This is a genomic window from Mesorhizobium sp. M8A.F.Ca.ET.057.01.1.1, from assembly GCF_003952565.1.
Lineage (GTDB): Bacteria > Pseudomonadota > Alphaproteobacteria > Rhizobiales > Rhizobiaceae > Mesorhizobium.
The window spans coordinates 916,892-942,293 of record NZ_CP034454.1; the positions used below are offsets into that span (position 1 = coordinate 916,892).

General features: G+C 63.6%; 23 protein-coding genes, 2 pseudogenes and 1 riboswitch. Of the genes and pseudogenes, 13 read left to right on the top strand and 12 right to left on the bottom strand.

Annotated features, from left to right (window positions below):
* Positions 1–101: 101 nt before the first annotated feature.
* Positions 102–1,918: pseudogene (locus EJ077_RS04245) on the top strand (ABC transporter ATP-binding protein/permease).
* A 99-nt stretch (positions 1,919–2,017) separates the two neighbouring features.
* On the top strand, positions 2,018–2,821 hold the full coding sequence (locus tag EJ077_RS04250) for a DUF1194 domain-containing protein (protein WP_208699880.1): 804 nt from the start codon (positions 2,018–2,020) through the stop codon (positions 2,819–2,821).
* A gap of 64 nt (positions 2,822–2,885) precedes the next feature.
* Here the strand turns inward: EJ077_RS04250 and EJ077_RS04255 are convergent, their stop codons facing one another.
* From EJ077_RS04255 to EJ077_RS04265, 3 genes are all read right to left on the bottom strand, one after another.
* On the bottom strand, positions 2,886–3,809 hold the full coding sequence (locus EJ077_RS04255) for a glycosyltransferase family 2 protein (RefSeq protein ID WP_208699882.1): 924 nt from the start codon (positions 3,807–3,809) through the stop codon (positions 2,886–2,888).
* Positions 3,810–4,136: 327 nt separating this feature from the next.
* Positions 4,137–4,751 (bottom strand): methionine biosynthesis protein MetW, encoded by a 615-nt coding sequence (gene metW / locus EJ077_RS04260; protein WP_027143503.1) that lies wholly within the window; start codon positions 4,749–4,751, stop codon positions 4,137–4,139.
* A gap of 121 nt (positions 4,752–4,872) precedes the next feature.
* Entirely contained in the window at positions 4,873–6,042 is a 1,170-nt protein-coding gene (locus EJ077_RS04265) for a homoserine O-acetyltransferase MetX (RefSeq protein ID WP_135883492.1), read from the bottom strand.
* A gap of 106 nt (positions 6,043–6,148) precedes the next feature.
* A riboswitch (SAM riboswitch) is annotated at positions 6,149–6,226 on the bottom strand.
* 137 nt (positions 6,227–6,363) lie between these two features.
* On the opposite strand from EJ077_RS04265, the gene hisC reads away from it, so the two are divergent.
* Positions 6,364–7,473 carry a histidinol-phosphate transaminase gene (gene hisC / locus EJ077_RS04270; protein WP_208699884.1) on the top strand — a complete coding sequence of 370 codons (1,110 nt, stop codon included), beginning with the start codon at positions 6,364–6,366 and terminating at the stop codon, positions 7,471–7,473.
* Positions 7,474–7,495: 22 nt separating this feature from the next.
* Positions 7,496–8,431, top strand: a complete 936-nt coding sequence (locus EJ077_RS04275) for a prephenate/arogenate dehydrogenase family protein (protein ID WP_208699886.1) — start codon at positions 7,496–7,498, stop codon at positions 8,429–8,431.
* A gap of 99 nt (positions 8,432–8,530) precedes the next feature.
* On the opposite strand, the pseudogene EJ077_RS04280 reads toward EJ077_RS04275, so the two are convergent.
* Positions 8,531–9,458, bottom strand: a pseudogene (locus EJ077_RS04280) (sugar kinase).
* Positions 9,459–9,588: 130 nt separating this feature from the next.
* Entirely contained in the window at positions 9,589–10,587 is a 999-nt protein-coding gene (locus EJ077_RS04285; protein WP_208699888.1) for a DUF2125 domain-containing protein, read from the bottom strand.
* A 152-nt stretch (positions 10,588–10,739) separates the two neighbouring features.
* Between EJ077_RS04285 and EJ077_RS04290 the strand changes: the two genes are divergently transcribed.
* The 3 genes from EJ077_RS04290 (at position 10,740) to EJ077_RS04300 (ending at position 13,047) form a co-directional block, all read left to right on the top strand.
* Complete coding sequence (locus EJ077_RS04290; protein WP_208699890.1) at positions 10,740–11,261, top strand: gamma-glutamylcyclotransferase; 522 nt, start codon at positions 10,740–10,742, stop codon at positions 11,259–11,261.
* Between the two features lie 122 nt (positions 11,262–11,383).
* Positions 11,384–12,331, top strand: a complete 948-nt coding sequence (locus EJ077_RS04295; RefSeq protein ID WP_208699891.1) for an aldo/keto reductase — start codon at positions 11,384–11,386, stop codon at positions 12,329–12,331.
* A 92-nt stretch (positions 12,332–12,423) separates the two neighbouring features.
* Complete coding sequence (locus EJ077_RS04300; protein ID WP_208699892.1) at positions 12,424–13,047, top strand: LysE family translocator; 624 nt, start codon at positions 12,424–12,426, stop codon at positions 13,045–13,047.
* A 3-nt stretch (positions 13,048–13,050) separates the two neighbouring features.
* Here EJ077_RS04300 and EJ077_RS04305 read toward each other — a convergent pair whose 3' ends face one another.
* Both EJ077_RS04305 and EJ077_RS04310 read right to left on the bottom strand, forming a co-directional pair.
* Positions 13,051–13,854, bottom strand: coding sequence for a lysophospholipid acyltransferase family protein (locus EJ077_RS04305; RefSeq protein WP_208699893.1), 804 nt, complete (start codon positions 13,852–13,854; stop codon positions 13,051–13,053).
* A gap of 68 nt (positions 13,855–13,922) precedes the next feature.
* The gene (locus EJ077_RS04310) at positions 13,923–14,825 is read right to left on the bottom strand and encodes a LysR family transcriptional regulator (RefSeq protein WP_208699895.1); all 903 of its coding nucleotides are present in this window, start codon (positions 14,823–14,825) and stop codon (positions 13,923–13,925) included.
* A 115-nt stretch (positions 14,826–14,940) separates the two neighbouring features.
* Between EJ077_RS04310 and EJ077_RS04315 the strand changes: the two genes are divergently transcribed.
* Together EJ077_RS04315 and EJ077_RS04320 are read left to right on the top strand one after the other, a co-directional pair.
* Positions 14,941–15,411 carry a DUF1348 family protein gene (locus EJ077_RS04315; RefSeq protein WP_208699897.1) on the top strand — a complete coding sequence of 157 codons (471 nt, stop codon included), beginning with the start codon at positions 14,941–14,943 and terminating at the stop codon, positions 15,409–15,411.
* A 151-nt stretch (positions 15,412–15,562) separates the two neighbouring features.
* A complete protein-coding gene (locus EJ077_RS04320; protein ID WP_208699899.1) occupies positions 15,563–16,195 on the top strand; it encodes a pyridoxamine 5'-phosphate oxidase family protein in 633 nt (210 codons plus the stop codon).
* Positions 16,196–16,202: 7 nt separating this feature from the next.
* On the opposite strand, the gene EJ077_RS04325 is transcribed toward EJ077_RS04320, so the two are convergent.
* From EJ077_RS04325 to ftsE, 3 genes are all read right to left on the bottom strand, one after another.
* Positions 16,203–16,928: a YdcF family protein gene (locus tag EJ077_RS04325; RefSeq protein ID WP_208699901.1), complete on the bottom strand. Its 726-nt coding sequence runs from the start codon at positions 16,926–16,928 to the stop codon at positions 16,203–16,205.
* A 108-nt stretch (positions 16,929–17,036) separates the two neighbouring features.
* Positions 17,037–18,023: a cell division protein FtsX gene (locus EJ077_RS04330; protein ID WP_208699903.1), complete on the bottom strand. Its 987-nt coding sequence runs from the start codon at positions 18,021–18,023 to the stop codon at positions 17,037–17,039.
* On the bottom strand, positions 18,016–18,675 hold the full coding sequence (gene ftsE, locus EJ077_RS04335; protein WP_010911739.1) for a cell division ATP-binding protein FtsE: 660 nt from the start codon (positions 18,673–18,675) through the stop codon (positions 18,016–18,018). The genes EJ077_RS04330 and ftsE overlap by 8 nt, the downstream gene beginning before the upstream one ends.
* Positions 18,676–18,865: 190 nt before the next feature.
* On the opposite strand from ftsE, the gene EJ077_RS04340 reads away from it, so the two are divergent.
* The 3 genes from EJ077_RS04340 (at position 18,866) to EJ077_RS04350 (ending at position 20,680) form a co-directional block, all read left to right on the top strand.
* Positions 18,866–19,510 carry a hypothetical protein gene (locus EJ077_RS04340; protein ID WP_208699905.1) on the top strand — a complete coding sequence of 215 codons (645 nt, stop codon included), beginning with the start codon at positions 18,866–18,868 and terminating at the stop codon, positions 19,508–19,510.
* A gap of 182 nt (positions 19,511–19,692) precedes the next feature.
* The gene (gene hpt, locus EJ077_RS04345) at positions 19,693–20,235 is read left to right on the top strand and encodes a hypoxanthine phosphoribosyltransferase (protein ID WP_127279434.1); all 543 of its coding nucleotides are present in this window, start codon (positions 19,693–19,695) and stop codon (positions 20,233–20,235) included.
* A 73-nt stretch (positions 20,236–20,308) separates the two neighbouring features.
* On the top strand, positions 20,309–20,680 hold the full coding sequence (locus EJ077_RS04350; RefSeq protein ID WP_208702902.1) for a response regulator: 372 nt from the start codon (positions 20,309–20,311) through the stop codon (positions 20,678–20,680).
* On the opposite strand, the gene EJ077_RS04355 is transcribed toward EJ077_RS04350, so the two are convergent.
* Positions 20,681–21,628: a DMT family transporter gene (locus EJ077_RS04355; protein WP_208699907.1), complete on the bottom strand. Its 948-nt coding sequence runs from the start codon at positions 21,626–21,628 to the stop codon at positions 20,681–20,683. It abuts the gene before it with no gap.
* 225 nt (positions 21,629–21,853) lie between these two features.
* On the opposite strand from EJ077_RS04355, the gene EJ077_RS04360 reads away from it, so the two are divergent.
* A complete protein-coding gene (locus tag EJ077_RS04360; protein WP_208699909.1) occupies positions 21,854–22,729 on the top strand; it encodes a LysR family transcriptional regulator in 876 nt (291 codons plus the stop codon).
* A 21-nt stretch (positions 22,730–22,750) separates the two neighbouring features.
* Here EJ077_RS04360 and EJ077_RS04365 read toward each other — a convergent pair whose 3' ends face one another.
* A complete protein-coding gene (locus EJ077_RS04365) occupies positions 22,751–25,345 on the bottom strand; it encodes a TIGR02302 family protein (protein ID WP_208699911.1) in 2,595 nt (864 codons plus the stop codon).
* Positions 25,346–25,402 lie beyond the last annotated feature (57 nt).

The following is a 25,402-nucleotide window of genomic DNA, read 5'->3' on the forward strand; positions in this document are numbered from 1 at the left end:
TCCGACCTATCTGTCGTTCTGGGCTCGCAGAGTGGTTGAGGGGCTGCCGCGGCTCTCTTCATCCGGTTTCAGCTCCGCCACTGAATGCAAGGATCTCGGCCATGGCTGATCAACTGGACAATCAGGCCACCGTTCAGCCGGTGGCCGTGGCCAGCAGCCTGCGCGATCAGGTGGCGACGATCAAACGGGCGCTGATCGGATCGCCGGTTCGCAAGTGGTTGCTGTGGACGTCGGCCGGCATCATGGCCGTCATCGTCGCGACGTCGATTGGCCAGGTTCTGCTCAATCGCTGGAACCAACCCTTTTACGACGCGCTCGCGCGCCGCGACATGGCCGCCTTCCTGCATCAGCTTCTCGTCTTTGCCATGATCGCCGGCGGGTTGCTGGTGCTCAACATCGGCCAGACATGGCTCAACCAGATGATCCGGCTGAAGCTGCGCGAGGCGCTGACGCTGGATTTGATCGACCAGTGGATGCGGCCGGCGCGTGCTTTCCGGCTGGCCAACGCCGGCGCCATCGGCGTCAATCCCGACCAGCGCATGCAGCAGGATGCCGCGCATCTGTCGGACCTGTCGACCGATCTTGGTGTCGGTCTGCTGCAGTCGTTCATCCTGCTCGTGTCTTTCGTCGGCGTGCTGTGGGAGCTGTCCTCGGGCTTTGTGTTCCACATTGGTGGCTTGTCGCTGGCGATACCGGGCTACATGGTCTGGGCGGCGTTCCTCTATGCCGGCACCGCCTCCTGGCTGAGCTGGCTGGTCGGCCGGCCGCTCATCCGTCTCAACAGCGACCGCTATACGCGCGAAGCGGAACTGCGCTCCTCGATGGTGCGCGTCAACGAGAACGTCGATGCCATCGCGCTGTACCGGGGTGAGAATGATGCCAGGCGACGGCTCGAACTCGACCTTGGCACGGTGCTGGGTGCCATGCGGCGCATCTACACCGCGCAGATCAACCTGTCCTGGGTAACCGACACCTATGGCTGGATCACTGTCGTCGCCCCGATCCTGGTTGCCTCGCCGGTCTATTTCTCGGGCGATATCAGCTTTGGCGGGCTGATGATGGCGGTCGGCGCCTTCAACCAGGTGCATTCATCATTGCGTTGGTTCATCAACAACATCGGCAGCATTGCCGACTGGCGTGCCACGCTGATGCGTGTCGCCGACTTCCGCATCGCGCTCGATGAAACCGATGTGCTGCACGACAAGGAGAAGCGTATCTCCTTCGATGAAAATGCCAATGGCAGCCTGACGTTCGAGAAACTCCAGGTGGCCTCGCCAGAGGGTTGTACGAAGCTCTCCGACCAGCATGTCGAAATCCATCTCGGCGAGCGCGTGATGATCACCGGCGAGCCCGGCGCCGGCAAGACGCTGTTCTTCCGCGCCATTGCCGGCCTGTGGCCATGGGGAGGCGGAAAGATCGGCATGCCGGCCGGAGAAGCCCCATCTTCGTGCCTCGTGTCCCTTACTTCCCCGCCGGTACGCTGCGCGAGGTGCTTGACCATCCTTATGGTGCCGCTCCGGCAAGCGATGCCGACATTTCGGCTGTCCTTGCCGAAGTGGGCCTCGAGCGGCTGTCATCCTCGCTCGACCGGTCGGCCCGCTGGGAGCGTGAGTTGGGCGATGACGAACAGCGATCGCTCGCCTTCGCCAGGCTTGCCTTGCGGAAGCCGAAATGGGTGATCATCGATGAAGCGATGGATGCGTTCGACGGCCCGTCGCTGAGGCGTGTGCTGTCGCTCATGGATAAGCATCTGAAAGGTGCCGCGATCATCAATATCGGGCGCGGCCTGCACAACAATCAATTCTTCCCGCGGTCCCTGACGATCGTGAAGGATACCGGCGTGCCCCCGCTGAAACCCGCCCGTGTCAGGGCGGGTGCCATCGAACCGCCGCCAGTCGCCGCTCGGCGCAAGACATAGAACGGCCGGCATTCGGACTGGGCGGCCACGCCTGCCACAAGCTTTATTTCGCCGTGATCGCGAGCGAATGTCGCGATCGAAACATCGCTCGTGCTGGCCATGCTTGAGATAATGAGCCTGCTTGCCTGCCTGGCTTGCGCCGAGGCCGCTCCGGTTCCTTCGGCGCCAAATACGCTGGCTGTCGACGTCGAACTGGTGCTGGCGGTCGATATCTCGCTGTCGATGGACGAGACCGAATTCGCCCTTCAACGGGCCGGCTATGTCGAGGCGCTGCGGCACGCCGATTTCATCCAGGCGGTCCGTTCCGGCCATACTGGGCGCATTGCGCTCGCCTATTTCGAGTGGGCCGGCACGGTGCGCGATGACGCGATCATCGGCTGGCAGATCATCGACAGTGCGCAGAGCGCCAACAGCTTTGCCGACAAGCTTGCGGCCCGCCCGTTCCGGAGTTTCCGCGGTACCTCGATTTCGAGCGCGCTTGCTTTCGGCGCCGAGCTTTTCGACGGCACCAATTTCGCCGGCGAACGCAGCGTCATCGACATATCTGGCGACGGCCCCAACAATATCGGGCCGCCGGTCACTGTGACGCGCGATGCGGCCATTGCCAAGGGCATCGTCATCAACGGCCTGCCGATCCTGATCAAGCCATCACCGACCTTCAGCCATCTCGATCAGTATTATGCGCAGTGCGTGACCGGCGGACCTGGTTCCTTCGTGCTGCCGATCCATGCGGCCGCCGAATTCTCGACGGCGATCCGGCGCAAGCTGATTCTCGAAGTCAGCGGCATTCAGGACAAGAACAAAATCATGCCCGCCGAGATGGACGCGCCGATCGACTGTCTTCTAGGGGAACGGGACAGGCGGTTCCTGTCGGATCCCTATTTCCCGGAACTGGACCGATAGGCCTGGCCGTGGGTCAGGCAGGCCCCTACAACGCGCCGTACTCGCTCGCTGAGCTGTCGCCAGATCAGGCCGGTGGCATTCCAAACTTCCCGCGAACTTCGTCGTAGAGGTCGCGCCGCCAGCGGCGGCCGTAGAGATAACCGGTGATCAGTTCCGGCAATGAATAACCAAGCGCGTCGGATGAGCGGTTGGCCATGTATCCAGCAAAGGCCTGTGGTATCCGCCCCCGGAGAATATCGGCGATGATCTGCCGCGTGATCATAAAGGGTGGAACATAGGGGTAAGAGCGAGCGATGTGCGGGTGCTTACTCATCAGGATCGCATAGGCTTCGACATAGCCGTCCCGGCGGCCCGAAATCGAATTCTGGGAATTGTGCTTCGTCCAGTCGATATCTTCCGACAATTGCGCGCCGAAGCGCTGTGCGAAGCGCAGCAGAAGCTCCCGGTCCTGCATCCGGGGGATGTCGCTGTCATAGCCGCCGATGGCCAACAAAGCTTCCCGCCTCGCCGTTATCGCCGACCCGGCGATGAAGGCCGTCTGCGCAACCACAGCCCGCTCCAGCATCGGCGGATTGAGGAAAGCACTACGGTTGACGCAGGCGGTGCCACGGCCACCCTTCACCGAGACATATGAGGAGAGCAGGACTTCGAGGGCCGGATTGTCGTCGAACCATGCCAGCGTTCGTTCAAGCCGGTGCGGCAGGAAGAGATCGTCCGAATCAAGAAAAGTCACCACGGGCGCCCTCGCCAGCTCGATGCCGGCATTCCTGGCGGCATTGGCGCCGCGCCATTTCGCGCCGACATAGATCAGCCGAGGGTCGCGAATGCGCGCAAGCGCCGCTTCCGTCCCATCGGTCGAGCCATCGTCGACGACGATGTGCTCAAACCGAGTCATGCTCTGAGAAAGCACGCTTTCCACGGCGCGGAGCACCGTTTCGCGCCGGTTGTGAGTCGGTGTGATGACCGTGATGAGGGGCAAATGCTCCACGTCAGCTGTTTCCAGCGCGAAAATGCACTTTCCGATAGCTCTTTTCAGTCCTCAGGATGGTTGAATGGATCGGAGTTCCCCCTTGGATGGGCCTCATCGGGATTAAGTGCGACGCTACAAAAAACAACCTGTTATGTCACCCATTGTGCCGTCGCTCTGACGACAAGGAATGGTGAATTCCGGCGCCCAGCGCTTCAACCGCAACACTTTTGCCAACCGCTGAAATTGGCGGAGGCTCTTGGCGGTTGCGCCATGTGGTGTTGGCCGACGGCGTTGAACATCCGCACAAGCCCACGGATATCCTGGCATAGGACGCCGACGGCAGCCTTATCGCTTCAGCAAAAACACCGCCTGCTGGCCAAAGAAATTCCAGAACCACCAAGGCATCGACAGGCCGATCTTCTGGCCGTTGGCGTCGAGCGCGGTCGCTTTTTCCACCGTCGCACCAAGCTCCTCGCACAGATTGACGAAGTCGCGGATGGTGCAGAAGTGGATGTTGGGCGTGTCGTACCAGGAGTAGGGCAGATCCTTGGTCACCGGCATGCGGCCCTTGACGAACAGCGACAGGCGCACCCGCCAATGGCCGAAATTGGGGAAGGACACGATGGCCCGATTGCCGATCCGGAGCAGTTCGTCGAGCACCAGCTTCGGGTTGCGGGTGGCCTGCAGGGTCTGCGACAGGACGACGAAGTCAAAACCCTTGTCGGGATAGAATTCGAGATCCTTGTCGGCATCGCCCTGGATGACCGAGAGGCCGCGCGCCACGCATTCGTTGACGCCGCGCTGCGAAAGCTCAAGGCCGCGACCGTCGACCTGCTTGGTTTCCTGCAGCAATTCGAGCAGCGAGCCGTCGCCGGAGCCCACGTCGAGCACGCGCGATTGCGGCGGGATGAGGTTGGCGACGACCTCAAGGTCGACACGCTGGCTGCCATTGACGCTCATGGCTTCGCCTCCTGAGTGGCGCATGACGATGGTCCGAAAAGTCCGCAATTTTTCTGGGTCATGGCTTCGCCTTTCCGTCTGACGCATGACCGTGGTCCGAAAAGTCTGCGACTTTTCGGGGTCATGCGCCGAGCCCCCTGGCGCGCGCGGCGGAACCGATAAAGCCGTTGATGGCGGCAAACAGTTCCGGTTCGTCGAGCAGGAAGGCGTCGTGGCCGCGGTCGGTCTCGATCTCCACGAAGGACACCGAGGCGCCGGCGGCGTTGAGCGCATGCACGATCGAGCGGCTCTCTTCGGTCGGGAACAGCCAGTCCGACGTGAAGGACACCAGGCAGAAGCGGGTCTTCGTGCCGGCAAAGGCGTCCGCCAGCCGGCCGCCATGGTCGGCGGCAAGGTCGAAATAATCCATCGACCGTGTCATGTAGAGGTAGGAGTTGGCGTCGAAGCGGTCCACGAAGGTCATGCCCTGGTGGCGCAGATAGCTCTCGATCTGGAAATCGGCATCGAAGCCGAAGGTCAGGGCTTCGCGGTCCTGCAGGTTGCGGCCGAATTTGCGGTGCAGGGCGGCTTCCGACAGATAGGTGATGTGGGCGGCCATGCGCGCCACCGCCAACCCCTTTTCCGGGCGCTTGCCGTGCTCGAAATATTTGCCGCCATGCCAGTCCGGATCGGCCATCACGGCCTGCCGCCCGACCTCGTGGAAGGCGATGTTCTGTGACGAATGGCGCGCGCCGGTGGCGATCGGCAGTGCCGAGAATACCCGTTCGGGATAGCTCGACGCCCATTGCAGCACCTGCATGCCGCCCATCGAACCGCCCAGCACGCAGAACAGCTTCTCTATGCCGAAATGGTCGACCAGCATCTGCTGCGCACGCACCATGTCGCGGATGGTGATGACAGGAAGGTCGAGCCCATAGGGCTTTCCCGTGGCGGGGTTGGTCGAGGCCGGCCCGGTGGAACCAAGGCAGCCGCCGATGACATTGGAGCAGATGACGAAGAAACGGTTGGTGTCGATAATCTTGCCGGGGCCGATCAGCACTTCCCACCAACCTGGCTTGCCGGTCACCGGATTGGTGTTGGCGACATGCTGGTCGCCGGTCAGTGCGTGGCAGACGAGGATGGCATTGGAACGGGCATCGTTCAGAATGCCATAGGTCTGATAGGCGATCTGGAACGGCGACAGCAGCGTGCCGGCATCGAGCTTGAGCGGCTTGTCGGGTCCGAAACGCAACACCAGGCTCGACGGATTGTCGACCTCGTTGTTGGTCCTTGCTGCGCGCAGAGCGGCCATTCTTGTCTCACTTGCTGCATCATAGCAGGCGAAAAATCGCCGCCGATGCGTCCGTCCGTCCGGCCGCGGACAATAAAAAACCGGCATTGCCATTCGCAAAGCCGGTTACGTCACGCAAACGGCCCTTTAGCGAATTGTTTAACGTGGCTGCAAGCCGACCGGCCAAATCACCACGGAACTGTCACCGCACTTCTAGAACCCGCCCGCCTCGCCGTCAATGGCGGCCGCTTGCACCACTGCCGCCCCTCGACATTGCCGGCCATGGCTTGTATTTCCGCAGCGGCTTCCGGATGGAGGCATTCTCGACGGATTTTGCAAGTTATGAACCAGACACCGGATCAGGCACGTCCAACCCCACGCGCGGGCATCATGGACATAGACGCCTATGTGCCCGGCAAGAGCACGGCGCCGGCCGGTGTCGCCAAGGTCTACAAGCTGTCGTCGAACGAGAACCCGCTTGGGCCGTCGCCGAAGGCGATCGAGGCCGCGCGTGAGGTCGCCGGCAAACTCGACGTCTATCCCGACGGTACCGCCAGACGGTTGCGAGAGGCGATCGCCGAGGTGCATGGCCTCAACGCGCAGAACATCATCTGCTCCAACGGTTCCGACGAGATCCTTGGCCTGCTGGCGCAGACCTATCTCGCGCCCGGCGACGAGGCCATGTTCACCGAGCACGCCTTCATGGTCTACAAGATATACATCCAGTCGGCGGGCGCCACCCCGGTCGCGGTCAAGGAGACCGACGAGCGCGCCGACATCGATGCGATGCTGGCGGCTGTGACGCCGCGCACGAAAATCGTGTTCCTGGCCAATCCCAACAATCCGACCGGCACCTATGTGCCGTTCCAGGAGGTGCGTCGCCTGCACGCCGGACTGCCGAAAAACGTGCTGCTGGTGCTCGACGCGGCCTATGCCGAATATGTCCGCCGCAACGATTACGAAGCCGGCATCGAGTTGGCCGGCAGCGCCGAGAACGTGGTGATGACCCGCACCTTCTCCAAGATCGGCCTCGGCGGCGCGCGTATCGGCTGGATGTACGGTCCGATACACATTGTCGATGCGATCAACCGCGTGCGCGGCCCCTTCAATGTCAATGCGACGGCGATCGAGGCCGGCATCGCCGCGATCCGCGACCGCGCCCATGTCGAGCGCAGCGTGGCGCATAACGAGACCTGGCTCACCTGGCTGAGCGGCGAGATGACTGGGCTCGGACTGCGCGTGACGCCCAGCGTCGGCAATTTCCTGCTCATTCATTTTCCCGACGACCAGAGGCATTCGGCGGCTGCGGCGGATGATTATCTGAGCGCGCGCGGCTATATTCTGCGGCGCGTTTCAGGCTACGGCTTTCCCAACGCGCTGCGCATGACCGTCGGCACCGAAGAGGCCAATCGCGGCGTTGTCGCCGCGCTCACGACATTCCTGAAAAGCTAGAACGCCTGAAAAGTTACACACCATGGCATCACCGATGTTCGAAAAAATCGCGCTGGTCGGCATCGGCCTGATCGGCTCGTCGCTGGCCCGCGTCATCCGCCGCGAAGGCTTGGCTCGCCATGTCGCGATCTCGACGCGCAGTGCGGCAACGCTCAAACGAGCCGAGGAACTGGGGCTCGGCGAGTCCTACACCACCGATGCCCGGGAAGCGGTGCGTGATGCCGATCTGGTCATCGTCTCGGTGCCGGTGGGCTCATCCGGTGCGGTGGCGCAGGAGATTGCGCCGGCGCTGAAAAAAGGTGCGATCCTCACCGATGTCGGCTCGACCAAGGCCTCGGTCATCGCGCAGATGCAACCGCATGTGCCTGAGGGCGTCCATTTCATTCCCGGCCATCCGCTGGCGGGTACCGAAAAATCCGGACCGGATGCCGGATTTGCCGACCTTTTCGACAATCGCTGGTGCATTTTCACGCCGGTGCCGGGCACCGATCCGGACGCGCTGGAACGGCTGTCGGAATTCTGGCGCCGCTGCGGCGCCAACATCGACACGATGGACCCGCAGCATCACGACATGACGCTGGCCATCGTCTCGCATCTGCCGCACATCATCGCCTACAACATTGTCGGCACCGCCGACGATCTGGAATCGGTGACGAAGACGGAAGTCATCAAATATTCCGCCTCCGGCTTTCGCGATTTCACGCGTCTGGCCGCCTCCGATCCGACCATGTGGCGGGATGTCTGCCTGCACAACAAGGATGCCATCCTGGAAATGCTGGCGCGCTTCTCGGAAGACCTGGCGTTCCTGCAGCGCGCGATCCGCTGGGGCGACGGCGACAAGCTCTTCGACCTGTTCACCCGCACCCGCGCCGTGCGCCGCTCGATCATCGAGGCGGGTCAGGATATCGACGCGCCGGACTTTGGCCGCCAGGCGGTCGAGCATCCGGCAAAGGTCTAGAGCGGTTCAGAGTTTGATAGAATCTCTGGCCCGCTCTAACTTCTTGTTTTTACGCAAATTCCGGACGGAAAACCGCTACGCACTTTTCCTGGAATTGCTCTAAGCTGTTTCAGGCCAGGTCGCTGCCATCATGGCGAGCGTTTCCGCCCGATCCGGCGCGCCCAGCCTGCCGCCGAAGCGCAGGCATTTGAGCGCGGCGGCGGCACTGGCAAAGCGCAGTGCGTGCTCGATCGGCATGGCTTCCGCCAGCCCGACGGCAAAGGCGCCATGAAAGACATCGCCGGCGGCCAGCGTGTCGACCGCCTTGATCCTCGGGGCCTCGACATGGCGGGATGATCCGGCGCTTCGATCGAACCACCAGGTACCTGCCGCGCCGCCGGTAACCGCGACGAACGCATCGGTGCGGGAGGCGAGGTCCGTGCAGGCGGTCTCCAGATCCAGCGCGTGGCCGCATATGATGCGCACTGCCGGCTCGGAGCCGACGACGTGCGAGGCCAGTGACAACAGCTGCTCCAGCACCGCCAGCGGCGCGGTATCGGCATCGAGGATAGCCGGCCTGCCCGCGGCGCGCGCCGCCTTCAGGGCAAGTGCCGCTGCCCCTGGCCAGCGCACGTCGGCCAGCACGGCATCGAATGCCGTGATGTCGGGAAACGGCAAAGCCTCGGGATCAGCCTGCGCGCGGGGTCGTAGAAGACACGATGATACGCTCGCCATGCGCATCGACCAGGATCGAGGCCAGTGCCGAACGTGCGCCGCCGACGCGGCGCACGTGGCTGCAATCGACGCCCTCGGCCTCGATCCCAGCAATCAGCTGATCGCCGACCGGATCGTCGCCGGCGCTCGCCCATAGCGATATCTCGGCGCCGAGACGATGCGCTGCGCAGGTCGCGCTTGTGGCCATGCCCGAGGCGATCTGGACGCCGTCGGAGGCGATGAATTTTCCCTGATGGTGAGGCAACGTATCGACACGCAGGATCGTATCCAGCGTCAACGCCCCGACACTCAGAAGCTTCACGTGTCTTGCCATGGCGGCGCTAGATCGGGATGACGTTTCGTTGAATCGTCATCCCGGTCGATCTCTTTGTTGGAGTATGATCTCTGGACAAACGGAAACCGTTTGTCCGCGAAAACCGGTTCCCACTTTTCGGGATCATGCTCTATTGCACCGGCTTGATCTTGCCCAGCGGGATGAAGCCGAGCGAGGCCTTGCCCTTGACCACCTTCAGCGGCATCGACGGTTCGCTGCCGAGCAGAGCCAGGGCGCCAAAACCCTGCTCGATCGCATTCTTCTGCTCGGGTATGGCGCCGGCAAGGATGGATGCCACGGCCTTCGGATCCTTGATCCGGATCATCAGATCGGCGTCGACCAGGCCTTCTGCATCGACCGACAGCGGCCCGGAAACGGTGACGCGCGCCGTCCCCGACGACAGATCGAGATTGCGGATTTCGATCCGCTGGCCGCGCAGGCTTTTCACCTGCGTGCCGACCAGCGCAACGCCGTTCTTCAGTGTCACGTCGCCACTGGCATCGAGCGCCGGCAACACGCGCCCGCCGATCGCGTCGGGATCGATTTCAAGATCGCCAAAGCTGCCGACATAGTCGAGATCCGCGCCATTCGGCTGCAACTGGCCTGATGCCTTGCCGGCACTGAACAGCTCGACCGGATCGGTATCGTCGGCCGGGTCGGTCTGGCCCGACAGGCCCTCGGCTTGCAGCGCTATACGCCGCGGCAGCGGATACCACAGTTTGACGTTGGCCTGCAGATTGTCCCAGTCGATCCAGAGCGGCATCATGCCCGGGACGGAGGTCCGGAGCGGACCGCGCAGATTGGCAACCGGGGACAAGGGCTGGACGACCTGGGCGATGGCATTGAAGGAGCCGGCCGAGGCGGCAATGTTCTTGGCATCGTCCTCGTAGGCGAGGTTGTCGCAAGAGACGGCAAAGCTCAGGGGATAGCCACTGACCTCGAGGTTGGCGCAGCCGGCCTGGATGCCGCTCTTGTTGAGCGTGGCAACCGCCTTGTCGGCCTCGGACCTCACCCTGTTGGCCAGATAGAACCAGCCGGCGCTGTATATGGCGAACAGCACCAGGATGAACGCGGCAAGCCACCACAGGCGGCGACGGTTACCCGGTTGGCGTTCGTCACTTGACGTCATGCTTTGGCTCTCATTAACGCATGGATGGTGTGAACGGATTCTCGATTCCGGCAACACCATTGGACAGAGACGATAGGTAGACGGACACGGGCGGAAAAAACACCGGTTTCCGGTGCGGTGTTGCCATTCTTTTTGCAATCAGGCGCGGCGATATGGGCGATTTTTGGGTGTTCGGCTACGGTTCGCTGATCTGGCGGCCCGGTTTCGCGCATGTCGAGACACGGCGTGCCCGCCTGCATGGCTATCGCCGCTCGCTTTGCGTCTATTCCTTCGTGCACCGCGGCACGCGTCAGCGGCCGGGACTGGTGCTTGGCCTCGACCATGGCGGGTCCTGCGTCGGCCTCGCCTTCCGCGTGCCCGGCGAACTGCGCGACGAGGTCATTGCCTATCTGCGCGAGCGTGAGCTTGTCACCAGCGTCTATCTCGAGCGGACGCTCAAGGTTCGTCTCGACGGCGGCGGCGCGGTCGAAGCGGTGGCCTACATCGTCGACCGCAAGCATGAGCAATATGCCGGGGCGCTGGATGCGGCGGATGCAGCGGCCGTGGTGCGCGGCGCGGTCGGCCGATCGGGCAACAACGAGGACTATGTGCTGAGTACGCTGAAGCATCTGGAAGCGCTCGATATAGAGGACCACTGGCTGGAGGATGTGGCTCGCCGGATAGCGTCTTTGTGAAGCGCTGGTTCGGCGGAAAACGGTGGCCAGGCCTTTGACCTCGATGCGGCAAGACCTAGGTTAGGCTCCGAACCCAGCCAGCGGGCGGCATCGCCCGGTCCCAATCATCACGGAGATCCGTCTTGCAGAAACGCCGTCTCGGTCGCACCGACCTTTCCATCGCGCCGCTGGTTCTGGGCGGCAATGTCTTCGGCTGGACCGCTGACGAGAAAACCTCCTTCGATCTGCTCGACCGCTTCGTCGGCGCAGGCCTCAATGCCATCGATACGGCCGACGCGTATTCGCGTTGGGTTCCCGGCAACAAGGGCGGCGAATCGGAAACCATCATCGGCAAATGGATGAAGGATCGCGGCAATCGCGACAAGGTCGTGGTGGTCACCAAGGTCGGCTCGGATATGGGTCAGGGTCACAGGGATCTGTCAGCCGCCTATATCGAAAAGGCCGTCGATGCATCGCTGAAGCGGCTGCAGACCGAATTCATCGATCTTTATCTGTCGCACTGGCCGGATCCGACGACGCCCTATGAGGAAACCCTCGGCGCCTATGAGAAACTGCTCGCCAAGGGCAAGATCCGCTATGCCGGCTGTTCCAACCTCGATGCCGGCCAGTTGCGTGCGGCACTTGACGTGGCAAGCCTGCGCGGCCTGCCGCGCTACGAGGTGTTGCAGCCGGAATACAATCTCTACGACCGCTCTTCCTTCGATGGCCCGCTGCGCGACCTCTGCATAGCCGAGGATATCGGCGTCATCACCTATTTCAGCCTGGCCAAAGGTTTCTTGAGCGGCAAGTACCGCACGGAAGCCGATCTTGGCCAGAGCGAGCGGGGGGAGGATGTCGGCAGCTATCTCAATCCGCGCGGCACGCGCATTCTGGCGGCGCTCGACGCCGTATCCGCCAGGCATTCGGCCAAGCAGGCGGAAGTGGCGCTTGCCTGGGCCATCGCTCGGCCAGGCGTCACCGCGCCGATCGCCAGCGCCACCAAGCCGAGCCAGATGGACAGCCTGATCAGGGCGGTGTCCTTGAAGTTGAGCGCCGACGATATCGCCGAACTCGACAAAGCCAGCGCCTGAGGGCTGCCGGCAAGACGGGACGCACGAACGTCCAAGACGATCCTCATGCCTTGCCATACCGTCCTTCGCACGGGCTCAGGGCGGAGGACCAGATGGACGGATCGCTTCTTTCGCAGCCGGAGCTTTGGCGCCAATTGCTTGCGCTGTTGCTGGCCGCCACCGTTGTCATGGGCAGCCCGGGGCCGGCGACGATAAGCGTTACCGCCGTCGGTGCCGCCTTCGGCCTGTGCGATTCGCTGCGCTACACCGGCGGCATCGTCCTGGGTACGATCGCCGTCCTGCTGGTCGTGGCGACCGGGGTTATGGCAGTGCTTGGGTCGATGCCGAAGCTGGCGCCGTTGCTGGTTGTCTCGTCGGCGGCCTACATCCTCTATCTCGCCTTCAAGATCGCCACCGCCCCGCCGCTGGCCGCACGTGCCGCCGAGGCTTCGCGCCCAACCTGGCTGGCTGGACTTCTCCTGGCGGTCGCCAACCCCAAGGCCTATGTGGCGATCGCTGCCGTCTTCGCCGGCGCCTCGTCGAGAAAGGGCGAGGTCGAGCTCGGCCTGTGGACGAAACTGACTGCTCTGGCGGTGATGATCGTCGTCCACGCCTTGTGGCTTCTTGCCGGTGCGGCGTTCGCGCGCTTCCTGCGCAGGCCTGTCGCCTCGCGGATCATGAATCTGGTCTTTGCCGCGACGCTGCTGCTGACCACGGTGCTGGCTGTGTACGGTTGACGATCAGGCCGCGGAGCCGTCAAGCTTCGCGCCGAGTTCCCGCAACCGCTTTGCCGCCGTTGTCGGCAGGGCCGGTGGGTTGGGCGCGCGTGATGCCTCGACAAGAAGCTGGTCACAGGCGGCTTCCGTCTCGCCGATCAGCCGCGCCATGAACTCTTCCTTGCCCAGACCCGGCGGTATGGGTGGCAGGAAACGTGCCTTGATGGTGCCGGGATAGCGCAGGAACTTGCGGCGCGGCCAAAAGAGGCCGGCGACATGGGCGACCGGCACCACCGGAACGCCAAGCTGCGAATAGATTTCAACGATGCCATATTTGTAGGCCGGCTCATCGCCCGGCGCCCGGCGCGTGCCCTCAGGGTAGATGATCAGCTGGCGCGGGTTGCGTGCCATCTCTTCCTTGGTCGCGGCGACGACGGCCTTCAAGGCCTTGGAGCGGCTGCCGCGATGCACCGGTATCATGCGCATCTTCAAGATGTACCAGCCGAAGAATGGGATCCAGGTCAGCTCGCGCTTCAGGATGTAGAGCGGGTCCTGGAGGTAAGGGAAGAAGGCGATCGCGTCCCAGAACGACTGGTGCTTGGGCGCCAGGATGAAGGAGCCCTCGGGCAGGTTTTCCTGTCCGCTGATGTCATTCTTCGTTCCGGCGATCTTGTCATAGAGCCACATCGAGGTGCGCGACCAGAATTTCGGCACGAACCAGGCACGGTGGCGAGGTGACAGGAAATAGTACGGAGTCCAGAGAATCATCTGGATGATCAGATTGACGTAGAAGAGGAAATTGAACGCCAGCGATCTGATATAGAGCATGAGGGAGGTCCGGTGAGGAAGTGTGCGTTGGTTACACCAAGCGCGGTGAAAAAGAAAATGGCCTCGCACTACGCCAGCCGTGTCAGCCTTTCTCTCAGGCGCGGGGCGGCGAAATCGAGAAAGGCGCGCAGCTTGACCGGCAGCAGCCCCTGACCCGAATGCACCAGCTGCACCGGCCAGGGCTCCGGCTCGAACTCCGGCAGGAGGATGCGCAGCGCGCCGGACCGTACAGCCGCCTCGACCTGGTAGGACAGAACCCTTGTCGGCCCGACGCCTGATATCGCGGCGTCGATCGCCGCCTCGGCGGTGTTGACCTGAAGCCGCGAGCGGACCTGAACCCTCGTCTCGGTCTTGCCCGATGCAAAGCTCCATGCCGAAAGCCCGCTCGGCCCCTCGAAAGTGATGCAACTATGCGCTGCCAGATCTTCGGGGATCCGCGGCGTGCCGTGTTCGGCGAGATAGGCCGGGCTGGCGCAGACGACCCGCCGAATCGCACCGACGCGCAGCGCGACCAGGCTCGAATCGGGGAGGGCACCGATGCGCACGGCAAGGTCGATATGGTCCTCGGCAAGCTGGGTTATGCGATCCGCCAGGGTCAGACGGATATCGACGTCGGGATAGGCGGCGAGGAAGGCGGTGACCACAGGCAACACGTGCAGGCGGCCGAAGACGACGGGCGCCGTAACCACCAGTTCGCCGGTCGGCACGTTGTATTCGCCGGCGGCGGTGCGTTCGGCCTCGCCGACATCATCGAGAATACGGCGGCAGGCGGCGAGATAGGCGTGTCCGGCGTCGGTCAAGGTCAGCCGCCGTGTGGAGCGGTTGAGGAGGCGCGTGTTGAGATGCCGCTCCAGGTCGGAGATTTTGCGGCTGACCGTCGCCAACGGAATGCCTAAATTGCGCGCGGCAGCAGAAAGGCTGCCGGCTTCCACCGCGCCGATGAATAGGGACATGGCCTCCAGACGATCCATGCTTTTTCTGGAAAATGGAAAGATGGATTGCAAGTATGCCATCTACATCGGAATGATGGAAGGCGCCAAATACGCTGCCTGAGCACAGGCGGCCTCGATCAGGGAAAAAATCGCCATGTCTGAAAGCCGCCCGCCGCTACCGCCCTTCACCGCAGAGACCGCGGCGCAGAAGGCACGCATGGCCGAGGATGCGTGGAACTCACGCGGTCCGGCCCGCGTTGCGCTCGCCTATACAGCGGACAGCCGCTGGCGCAACCGCGCCGAATTCCTGCAAGGGCGCGATGCCATCCAGACGTTCCTGACCCGCAAATGGAGCCGCGAACTCGACTACCGGCTGATCAAGGAAGTGTGGGCCTTCCACGGCAACCGCATCGCCGTGCGCTTCGCCTATGAATGGCACGATGACAGCGGCTCATGGTTCCGCAGCTACGGCAACGAGAACTGGGAATTCGACGAGCACGGGCTGATGCGCCTGCGCATCGCCAGCATCAACGACCTGCCGATCGCCGAAGCCGAGCGCAAATACCACTGGCCGCTCGGCCGGCGGCCGGACGACCACCCCACGCTGTCGGAGCTCGGGCTCTAGAGCGGTTCAGCGTTTGATAGAATCGCCGACCCGCTCTAACTCTTTGTTTTCACGCAATTCCCAAGGGCAAGCGCTACGCGCTTGTCCCGGGAAAACCGTTACACACTTTTCCTGGAATTGCTCTAGAAACGTTTCATGCAAGGAGGTCTCGATGAACGCACACGCTTTTACGAGCGATGTCGCCTTCACGCCCACAGTCAAGGCGATCCAGGCGCGCAAGGGTTCGCGCCAGTCCTATGCCCGCGTCGAGGAGCGCGGCGGCTGGCAGTCGGCGATCACACCGGACCTTGCCGCTTTCATCGAAATGCAGACCAGCGTCTTCCTGTCGACCGCCAATGGCGATGGCCAGCCCTATATCCAGCACCGCGGCGGCCCTGCCGGCTTTCTCAAGGTGCTCGACGACAAGACGATCGGCTTCGCGGATTTTTCCGGCAATAAACAGTTCATCACACAGGGCAATCTGGCCGACAATCAGAGGGCCTTCCTATTCCTGATCGATTACATGATGCGCCAGCGCATCAAGATCTGGGGTACGGCGCGCGTTGTCGAAGACGATGCCGAGTTGACAGCGAGGCTGATGCCGCCGGACTACAAGGCGCGTCCCGAGCAGGTCATCCTGTTCACCGTCTCGGCGTGGGACGCCAATTGCCCGCAACATATACCGCAGCGCTTCGAGGCGGCCGATGTGGCGGCGGCGCTTGCCGAGCGCGACCGGCGCATCCAGAACCTTGAACAGGAGATCGCGCGCCTCAACGGCGTTTCAGGGGCTGGCGCCCAGCAATGACGCGGGCTCAGCCGCCGGCGGCGGTTTCGGCCAGCGCGATGCCTTCGGGCGTCGGCTTCACCGGGATAATACCACGTGCCAGCGCCAGCAGATATTTGGTGTATTCGGTGAACAGCACGCGCAACGCCCGCGGCTTGGTCAGCCAGCCGCCATTGTCGAGATTGGAATTGACCACCGGATAGGGCTCAAGCTTGGCGCCATGCAGCAGCCGTCCCATCTCCAGCAGGCTGCGCGGCATGTGATAATTGTTGGTGACCAGGATGACCGTGCCATAGGCATGGTTTTCCACCCATTTGGCGCTTTCCTCGGCGTTGCCGATCGTGTCGAGCGCGGCGCGATCGATGTCGACGCAGCAGGAAAACAGCTTCTTGTCGCCGCCGGTCGCTGCCTGAAGCTGCCGACGGCTGGCCGAGGGATGCACACCACTGATCAAGAGCCGCTCGCCCTTGCCGGACGCCAGAAGTTCCATCGCGGCGTCGAGCCGCGATTGGCCGCCAGTCAGCACGATGATGGCATCGGCCTTGGCCGGGTTGGCGGGCGTGGTCAGATGGCTGACCTTGCTGGCAAACCAGCCGAAGCCGCCAGCGAACACAATTGCGAGCATAAGCAGGGAGAGAGCGAAGAGACGCAAGGCGGCCCTTAAACGGCTAACCTTGCCGGGGCCGCGCCAACGGGCAACCACCACTGGCAGCTGTCCAGCCGTCCCGGTCGAGTCCCGCACGTCCATAGCCATATGGTTAATCCCGAAATGCGGCCTTTGATAGGTAAAAGACGCAATTTGCGTTACGCGAGTTCTCCATCCGTGATCGCGCTCTTTCCATGCACGCCAAGACGAACTCCTTCATGCGTCGGGTTGGCGAACGTCGATGTCGCTGAGATAGGCGACGACGGTGGCGTGCGAGGTCGCCGCCGTCAGGCCGCCAATCACCAGCACCATCAGGACGACACCCAGGTAACCCGCCGAGCCGATGGCGAAGTTGCCGAACAAAGCGGTTGCCTGGTCGGCCTGCGGCGTTGCCATATTGCGCGACGACCACCAGGAGAAAACGATGAAGACGAGCACCGCCGCCGCTCCGCCGGCGGCCGCGCCCTTCATGCCTGTGACCAGGAAATGCCGGCGGAATTCGCGCGCGATGAATTGCGCCTCGGCGCCGACGAAATGCAGCACCTCGATGATGTGGCCGTTGCCGGCCATGGCGCCGCGGGTGGCAAAGACCACCGTCAGCACGGTTGCCGACAGCATCAGGGCCAGAACGGCGATGCCGATGGTGACCGTGGTGCGAGCCATGGCCACCAGCCGGTCGACCCAGGTGCGGTGGTCGTCGAGCGATGCACTCGGCAGTTTCGGCGTGATCGCGGCGCGCATGGCGGCGAAATCGGGCGGGCTGTTCTCGTCTATGGTGACGATGATCAGGCGCGGCACCGGCAGGTCGTCGATATTGAGGCCCGAACCCAGCCAGGGTTCCAGCAGCCTGGCGGTCGCTTCGCGGTCGATGATCCGGGTCGACTTCACGCCAGGGAATTCGCCGGCGATCTGCGAAGCCTGGGTAAGCGCTGCCTCCATGTCGAGGCCGTCGGCCGGTTTGATCTGGATGGTCGCCTCGCGCGAAATCTGGTTTTCCCATACCGAGGCCGTATCGCGCACCAGCGTCACCGCGCCGAAGGTCAGGCAGGACAGGAAGGTCATGATGGCGATGACCAGCACCAACGCGCGGCCGGCAATGTTCTGCGCCGGCACGATCGGCGCCATCTTGCGCTGGGCGCGCGGTCTTGTGGCGGCTGCCTCGGCGTCCTGCTCTTCGAAATGGTCGGCGGACAGATCAGTCATAGATATCCAGCCTTCCGCCGGCCAGGATCATGCGGCGCGCGTCGACCTGTTCCATCAAGCCGAGATCGTGGGTAGCGATCACCACGGCGGTGCCGAGGCGATTGAGCTCGATGAACAGCCGCAACAGGCGCCGCGCCAGCGGCGGATCGACATTGCCGGTTGGCTCGTCGGCGAGCAGGATTTCCGGCTGTTCGATCAGGGCGCGCGCGATCGCGGCGCGCTGCTTCTCGCCGCCTGACAGGACCGGCGGCAGCACATGCATGCGCTCGCCGAGCCCCACCCATTTCAACAGCTCGGTGACGTCGGTGCGGTAGCTCGCTTCCTCGCGCCCGCGCACGCGCAATGGCAACGCGACGTTTTCGTAAGTGGTCATGTGGTCGAGCAGGCGAAAATCCTGGAACACTACGCCGATGCGCCGGCGCAGGTGCGGCAGTTCGGTGCGTGAGATGCGGGAGCGGTCCTTGCCGAAAATGGTGATCAATCCACGCGTCGGCTTCAGCGACATGAACAGAAGGCGCAGCAACGTCGTCTTGCCGGCTCCCGAAGGCCCGCTCAGGAATTGGAAGGAGCGCTCCGGTATATGCAGGGAGATGTCGCGGAGGATTTCCGGACCCATGCCATAGCGGAGGCCGACATTTTCGAAGCGAATCAATTTCGACGACCTGAAGTTCCTGGCCGCGGCGAGCCAGCCTGTTCTGTGAAAAGACCATCGGCCGGCATGGTTAACCGGCGGTTAATTCCTGGCTTGTTTCGGCTCTTCAAGAGGGCTCCGGTGGGGAAGCGTTAACCATTTGTGTTTACGCAAAAGAAACGAAAAGCGAACGTGCCGCAATGCTGGGGCCATGATGGCTGACGAACGAACCGCGCGCCCGGTTTCCGGCGAAATCATGACCGAACCGCCGGCAATTGCCACGGCGGACCGGATCCTGCGCGGTCCGGCGGCAGATATCGTCGATGCGGACTATGTTGTGGTGTCGCGGCCCGTCTCACTGGTCGAAAACGTTTCGCCGCTGCCGCGCCTGATCGTCACCCCGCCCATCGAGGGCATGGACATGCTGCGCAAGGCGGAAGCGCCGGCGGAACGGCCGCCGGCCTCGCGCGGCGGTCCGATCTTCTGGATCGCCGGCATCAGTGCAGCCCTTGCCGCGTTCTGGGTTTCCGGTGGCCACGCGCTGGTGCGCCAAGCGCCGTTCCTGGCCGGCGCGCAAGCGTCGGCGCTGACCATTTCAGGCGTCACCTCACGCGTCGACGTCTCGGGCGCCAACCCGGTGCTGTTCGTCGATGGCGAGGCCGCCAATGACGGAACAAGCCCCGCGACCCTGCCGCCGCTCGAAATCCGGGTGACGGGCAATGACGGGCGCACGATCCGCTATACGTTGGGGACATCAGGCCATTCGCTGGCATCGGGCGAAAGATTCGGCTTTGCCAGCCGGCTCGACGTGCCTAAGAACGGCGTGAGAACCGTTTTGGTTACTTTCGCCGAATAGCGTGTGTCGATATTCAGGTGAGGCCGGCCTGCAAACGGCGGTTCCCTGCGCTTCCGGTGCTCACGTACTTGAGTACGCTCCGCTCCGGTTCTCGGAAACCACTGTTTTCGGCTCGGCCTGACCTGAATCTCGACACACGCTCGGTGTGAACGCGTCTGGGTAAAAACTCGAGGGGGCGAAAAATGCCAATCGTACGCGGCAAGGACATCGAAGTCCTGTTTTCGGCATCGGCGATCGCGCGGCGCAATCTCGAACTCGCCAAGGAGATCGCCGGGCACGACTATCACGATCTCTTGGTGATTTCGGTGCTGAAAGGTTCCTTCATCTTCGCCGCCGACCTGATCCGGGCCATGCACGATGTCGGCCTGTCGCCGGAAGTCGAGTTCATCTTCATCTCAAGCTATGGCGCCGGCACCAGCAGCGGCGAGGTGAGGGTGCTGCGCGACATCGACAACGAGGTTGCCGGCCGCGACGTGCTGTTGATCGACGACATTCTGGAATCGGGCAAGACGCTGAGCTTCACCCGCGACCTGATGCTGTCGCGTGGTGCGAAAAGCTGTTCGATCGCCGTCCTGCTCGACAAGCGCATGCGCCGCCAGACCGCGCTCAATGCCGACTATGTCGGCTTCGACTGCCCCGACTATTTCGTCGTCGGCTATGGCATGGACGTTGCGCACGCCTTTCGTGAATTGCCGTTCGTGGGTGTCGTCAAAGGCGACGTTTGAGCCACTCCCAAAAAGACTGCTGACCCGTCCCGCCTTCAGGAAAAGTCAACTTTTGCCCGCCAAATATGCCGGCATGGCAAAGCTTCTGATCGTCGAGGACGATGAGTCCGTCCGTACCCTGGCAGCCCGCGCGCTCGAACGCGCCGGCCACGCAATCGATATCGCCGCCGATGGCGCGCAGGGGCTTTCGCGGATCCGCGCCGCAAACGGCGGCTACGACCTCGTCGTCTCCGACATCCGCATGCCGGAGATGGATGGCATCGAGATGGCGGTTGCGGCCGCGGCGCTTTTCCCGGCGATGAAGATCATGCTGATGACCGGCTATGCCGACCAGCGCGAGCGCGCCGAGGAATTGAACGGCATCATCCTCGATGTCGTGCAAAAGCCCTTCACGCTGGCCGAGATCCGTTCGCGCGTGGAACGGGCGCTGATCTGCTTCGCCTGATCAGGCTGGATCCCTGGCGACAAGCGCTGGCGCCGGACCGGTCCGCCGCTCGGTGTTGAGCGCCAGCAGGCCGGCGCCGATGATGAGCGCCGCGCCGATCACGGTTGTCGAGCGTGGTACCTCGGCGAAGAACAGGAAACCCCACAGCGGCGACCACAGGATACCTGTATATTCGAAGGTGGCGACGCGGTTGGCCGGCGCCAGCCGGTAGCCTTGCGAGAGCAGGATCATGCCGGCCGAGGCGACGAAACCGCACGCCGCCATCTTCAGGAAATCCGGGAGTGTCGGCCAGATCCACGGCCGCACCAGGAATTCGAGGCTCGGGTGGGCGGCGTGGGTTATGCCGGCGAGGTGGAACGTGCCGGCGACCACGGCCGCGCCGACGAGATAGGCGCCGTTCTGGTAGAAGGCCATGACGGTGGACGATTCGGTGTCGCCGATCTTGCGGGCCATCAATTGCGAGAAGCCGTAGAGCGCCGCCGAGCCCAGCGACAGCAAGGCCGCCCAATCGAATAGCCCAGCGCCTGGACGCACCATCACGACCACGCCGAACAGTCCGATCAGCACGGTCGCCAGCGTCCGCCAGGAAACGCGTTCGCCAAGATACGGCCCGGCCAGTGCCATGATGAACAGCGGTGCCATGAAATAGAGCGCCACGGCGTCGGCCAGCGGCAGGGCGGCGATGGCTAGGTAGTACACCGTGTAGGAGGTGAACTGGATGAAGGCGCGTATCGTCAGCAGGCCGAAGCGGCGCGACAGGATGGCCCGCAAGCCGACATCGGCATGGACGAGAACGATCAGGATCGGCAAGGCGACGATCGAGCGGATCGCCATCACCTCGGTCACCGGGTAGCCACTCGAGACGGCTTTGACGAGCGGGTCCTGCAGCGAGAACACCAGCACGCCCAGGCACAGGCTCAGGATGCCGCGCACCATCCTATTGTGCATCCGCGTTCAGGCTCCCGCGCATACGATCCGGCGACCTTCTCCAGATCAAAAAGAACCCGCCACCGTTTCGGGCAGCGGGCACGAGTGAGGACTCTTCGATTTGGTCCGCAGCCGATTTCGCGGCTGCACCATATCCAATGGGCAAGGCGACTATCGGCCGAGGTTTGACATGTTGCAAACGAATTGGAATGATGCCAGCAATCAAATTTGCTTATGATGGATGCCATGCGGCCAACCCTCGACAGCGATCTCCTGCGTACCTTCGTGGCCATCGCCGAGGCCGGCAATTTCACGAGGGCCGCCGAGCAGGCCGGCCGCACCCAGTCGGCTGTGTCGATGCAGATGAAGAAGCTCGAGGAGTTGGTCGGCGACAGCTTGTTCGAGCGCGGTTCACGCGGCGTCGCACTGACGCGGCGTGGCGGCGAACTCATCGTCAATGCCCGCCGCATCGTCTCGCTGCTCGACGAGACGGCTGCGTCGATGGCGGCGGCGCCGCTGGGCGGGCCGGTGCGCATCGGCATTCCGGAGGAATATGGCCACGCCATCCTGTCGCGCGCGCTCGGCGCATTCTCGAAGCGCCATCCAAAGGTCGAAGTCACGGTGCGCTACGCCCATTCGTGGGCGCAGGTCGCGGCGCTCGCCGCCGGCGAGCTCGATCTCGCCGTGGTCTTCGAATGGCAGGACCTTTCCGGCGGCGAGGTGCTGATGCACGACCCCACCGTGTGGGTGACGTCGAACCTGCATCACATGCATGAGGAACAGCCGCTGCCGATCGCGCTCTACAACCGCGCCGGCTGGTGCAAGGACTTCGCCATCAAATCGCTGGAGCAGCGGGGCCTTGCCTATCGCGTCGCCTATACCAGTGATACCAATGGCGGCCTGAAGCTTGCGGTCACCTCAGGGTTGGCGATCGCGCCGATTTCGCGCAGCAACATTCCGGCGGACTGCCGCGAACTGACATCCGCGGATGGGTTCGGCGACATTGATTCCTCCAATGTGGTGATGCACCGCAACCCGAACGCTTCCGGCGAGGCGATCGATGGCATGCAGGAGGCGATCCGCGAGGCGTTCGTCAACAGGCAGGTTCAATCGGCGTCATAGACGTTCCCGGTTGCTTCGCCACTATTTCAGCTCCAGCAACCGTTCCAGATAGCTGCGCTCGATATCGGGGCTGAGCGCATTGCCGAGCCGCTTGCGGATCGCTTCCAGGATCTGGCGGGCGCGCTGCACGTCGATCTCGTCGGGCACTTTCACCGAGTCGCCGAAATCAGGACCCTGGCTGGCGCGGGGCCGGCCGAGCGGGTCACGGTCGGCGTCCTGCTGACGGCCACCTTCCTGGCTGCCGCCCTGGTCGCCCTGCATGGCCTGCATCTGCTTCATCATGTCCTTGGCGCCCTTGCGCAGCGCCTCGAGCGCCCGGCCTTGGTGGCCGACGGCCTCGTCGCCCTGACCCTCGCCAAGCGCCTGCTCGGCGCTACCCATGGACTTGCCGGCCTCGCCAAATCCTTCATTGGGCTCCATGCCCATGCCTTCGAGGCCCTTCTTCAGCTGTTCGAGATCGCTTTTGAGCTGGCCCTGGCCTTCCTGCAACTGCTTCAGCGCATCGGCAAATTCCTGCGGCGTCATCGGCTTTTGCCTGGCGAGCGGATCGCGGTCCTCGCCAAGCCCTGGCTTGTCCTGGTCCTCGCCGCTGCCTTCGCCGAGTTGCTCGTCGCGATTCTTGCCACGCTGTCGCTCGCCGCGCTGCATCTGGTCCATGCGGAACGTGTCGTTCATCATCTCCTGCTGGCGCCGCAAAATCTCGCCGAGCTTGTCCATCTGCTGGCGCATCTGGCTGTCCTGCTCGCCGCCCTGCTGCTGGCGGCCGGCCTGGAGGTTGTTCATCATGTCCTGCAGTTGCGACAGCAATTGCTGCGCCTTGTCGCGGTCGCCCGACTTCGCCAGGTTCTCGATCTGGTCCATCATGCGGTCGATGTCGCTCTGGCGTAGTTCCTGGCCGTTCTGCTGCATCTGCGGCGCATTCGGGTTCTGCTTGGCGCGTTCGGCGAATTCCTGCAGGAACTGGTTCATCGCCTCGCGCAGTTCCTTCATCGCCTTCTCGATCTCGGCGTCGCTGGCGCCGTTCTTGATGGCCTCCTGCAGCGCCTGCTGCGCCTGGCGCAGCCGCTTTTCGGCGGCCGATAGATTGCCCTCCTCGATGCCGAGCGCGATTTCCCAGAGATAGGCGACCTCGCCGCGCAGCTGATCGTCGTTCCCGGCCAGTTTCAGGCGGCTCATCGCGCTCATGATGGCGAGGTAGTGGGACATATTGTCAAACGTGTCTTCAGGCCGCAGCGTGATGGCGTCCATCAAGTCGAGCACGCGCGGCTTGGCATTGGTGTCGAGCGCGAGCAGGCGGCGCTGTTCGATCACGGCGCGCGCCAGCGGGTTGGCGAATGGGCGCTCGGGCATCACGAGCGTCTTGGTCTCGCTGGACGCGGTGTGTCCGGCGTCGTCGGTCGCGACCAGCGTCAGCTTGATGCTGCCGCCAGCCCAGACATGCTCTGTCAGGTCCTTCGTGGTCCGGGCGGCATTCGACTTGCCGCCGCGGCGCGGCGGCGTCAGCGGCATATCGGGCGGGCCATAGAGCGGATGCGCACCTGGCGCCTGCGGATCGGCCAGCGCGAAGACCGCCTTGGCGGTGGCGGCGCCATAGTCATCGTCGATCTGGTAGTTGAGCTCGAAGGCGCCGTTGGCCGCGCGCTTGGGCTCGCCGACGAAGCGGATCTGCGGTGGCGTGTCAGGGATCACGGCGAAGGCCCAGCGGCCAAGCTGGTCGTCGCCCGATTTCAGCGTCAACGTGCCGTCGCCAGTCAGCTTGCCGGCGAATTGGCGCACCTTGGACAGTGCCGGGCTTGCGACCGGTTTGGCCGTGGCGGCGGCTTGCGGGCTGGCCGGGTCGATGGCGCGCGCGTTGCCGTCCTCGTCGGCATAGGCAAGCGTTTCTTCGCCCGAGCCTCCGGTGACGCGCAAGGAGACGTCGCTACCCTCGGGGACGTGGAAAGTTGGCGTCGTCTGGTTGGCGTCGGCGGTCAGGAAGATCGGCGGCTTGCCAGTATAGGCCGGCGGCGTCACCCAGGCGTCGATGCGCGGCGGCACGGTGTCGAGCGTGCCGTGTGCGCTGAAACCGTCTGCTATCCTGCCGCCGGTCGGCCCGAAGGAGAAGGCAAAGGCGGTGACGAGCAGCAGCGCCGCCACGGCGCGAAGTCCCCAGGGGTCGCGCTCCGGTACGCGCGTGCGCGGCAGGTCGGCGCCGAGACTGTCGAGCTTTCCAGCCATGCGCTTCTGGTGCTCGCGCCAGAGCGCCTGCGAAAAGCTGCTTTCCTGACCGCTAGGCCGGTCGCTCTGCACCTGTACGGGGCTGTGCAGCAGTTTGTTGGCGGCCTCGATGCGGCGATCGACCTCGGCGGCGCCAGGCATGCGGAAAAAGCGCAGCGGATAGAGCGCGGCCAGCCCTGCGAGGCCGAACAGGGCGACAAGGCCGATGCGCATCACATCCGGGAGCCGGGGGAAAATGCCGAACCAGGAGGCGCTGAGGAAGAGAGCGGCGACAATGATGAGCGGGAGTAGCAGCGGCCAGCCACGCTCGACCGTCATCGCGACCCGCGTCGCCAGCCGGCTCAAGGCAAGGCGTCCGGCCAGGCCGCGGTCGTTGCTGAAGATGGGTCGTTGCGTCATCGGCCCTTCCCAGAGCCGGTTCCATCCCGAAGGCCCGGGAAGGGGCTCTATTTCCTT

Coding starts and splice junctions, on each gene's coding strand:
- EJ077_RS04360 (WP_208699909.1), top strand. CDS start 21,854: ATGCGGCCAACCCTCGACAGCGATCTCCTGCGTACCTTCGTGGCCATC.
- EJ077_RS04310 (WP_208699895.1), bottom strand. CDS start 14,825: ATGGATCGTCTGGAGGCCATGTCCCTATTCATCGGCGCGGTGGAAGCC.
- metW (WP_027143503.1), bottom strand. CDS start 4,751: ATGAGCGTCAATGGCAGCCAGCGTGTCGACCTTGAGGTCGTCGCCAAC.
- EJ077_RS04315 (WP_208699897.1), top strand. CDS start 14,941: ATGTCTGAAAGCCGCCCGCCGCTACCGCCCTTCACCGCAGAGACCGCG.
- EJ077_RS04265 (WP_135883492.1), bottom strand. CDS start 6,042: ATGGCCGCTCTGCGCGCAGCAAGGACCAACAACGAGGTCGACAATCCG.
- hisC (WP_208699884.1), top strand. CDS start 6,364: ATGAACCAGACACCGGATCAGGCACGTCCAACCCCACGCGCGGGCATC.
- hpt (WP_127279434.1), top strand. CDS start 19,693: ATGCCAATCGTACGCGGCAAGGACATCGAAGTCCTGTTTTCGGCATCG.
- EJ077_RS04275 (WP_208699886.1), top strand. CDS start 7,496: ATGGCATCACCGATGTTCGAAAAAATCGCGCTGGTCGGCATCGGCCTG.
- EJ077_RS04305 (WP_208699893.1), bottom strand. CDS start 13,854: ATGCTCTATATCAGATCGCTGGCGTTCAATTTCCTCTTCTACGTCAAT.
- EJ077_RS04330 (WP_208699903.1), bottom strand. CDS start 18,023: ATGACTGATCTGTCCGCCGACCATTTCGAAGAGCAGGACGCCGAGGCA.
- EJ077_RS04325 (WP_208699901.1), bottom strand. CDS start 16,928: ATGGCTATGGACGTGCGGGACTCGACCGGGACGGCTGGACAGCTGCCA.
- EJ077_RS04285 (WP_208699888.1), bottom strand. CDS start 10,587: ATGACGTCAAGTGACGAACGCCAACCGGGTAACCGTCGCCGCCTGTGG.
- EJ077_RS04350 (WP_208702902.1), top strand. CDS start 20,309: ATGGCAAAGCTTCTGATCGTCGAGGACGATGAGTCCGTCCGTACCCTG.
- EJ077_RS04290 (WP_208699890.1), top strand. CDS start 10,740: ATGGGCGATTTTTGGGTGTTCGGCTACGGTTCGCTGATCTGGCGGCCC.
- EJ077_RS04340 (WP_208699905.1), top strand. CDS start 18,866: ATGATGGCTGACGAACGAACCGCGCGCCCGGTTTCCGGCGAAATCATG.
- EJ077_RS04250 (WP_208699880.1), top strand. CDS start 2,018: ATGCTTGAGATAATGAGCCTGCTTGCCTGCCTGGCTTGCGCCGAGGCC.
- EJ077_RS04355 (WP_208699907.1), bottom strand. CDS start 21,628: ATGCACAATAGGATGGTGCGCGGCATCCTGAGCCTGTGCCTGGGCGTG.
- EJ077_RS04365 (WP_208699911.1), bottom strand. CDS start 25,345: ATGACGCAACGACCCATCTTCAGCAACGACCGCGGCCTGGCCGGACGC.
- EJ077_RS04320 (WP_208699899.1), top strand. CDS start 15,563: ATGAACGCACACGCTTTTACGAGCGATGTCGCCTTCACGCCCACAGTC.
- EJ077_RS04300 (WP_208699892.1), top strand. CDS start 12,424: ATGGACGGATCGCTTCTTTCGCAGCCGGAGCTTTGGCGCCAATTGCTT.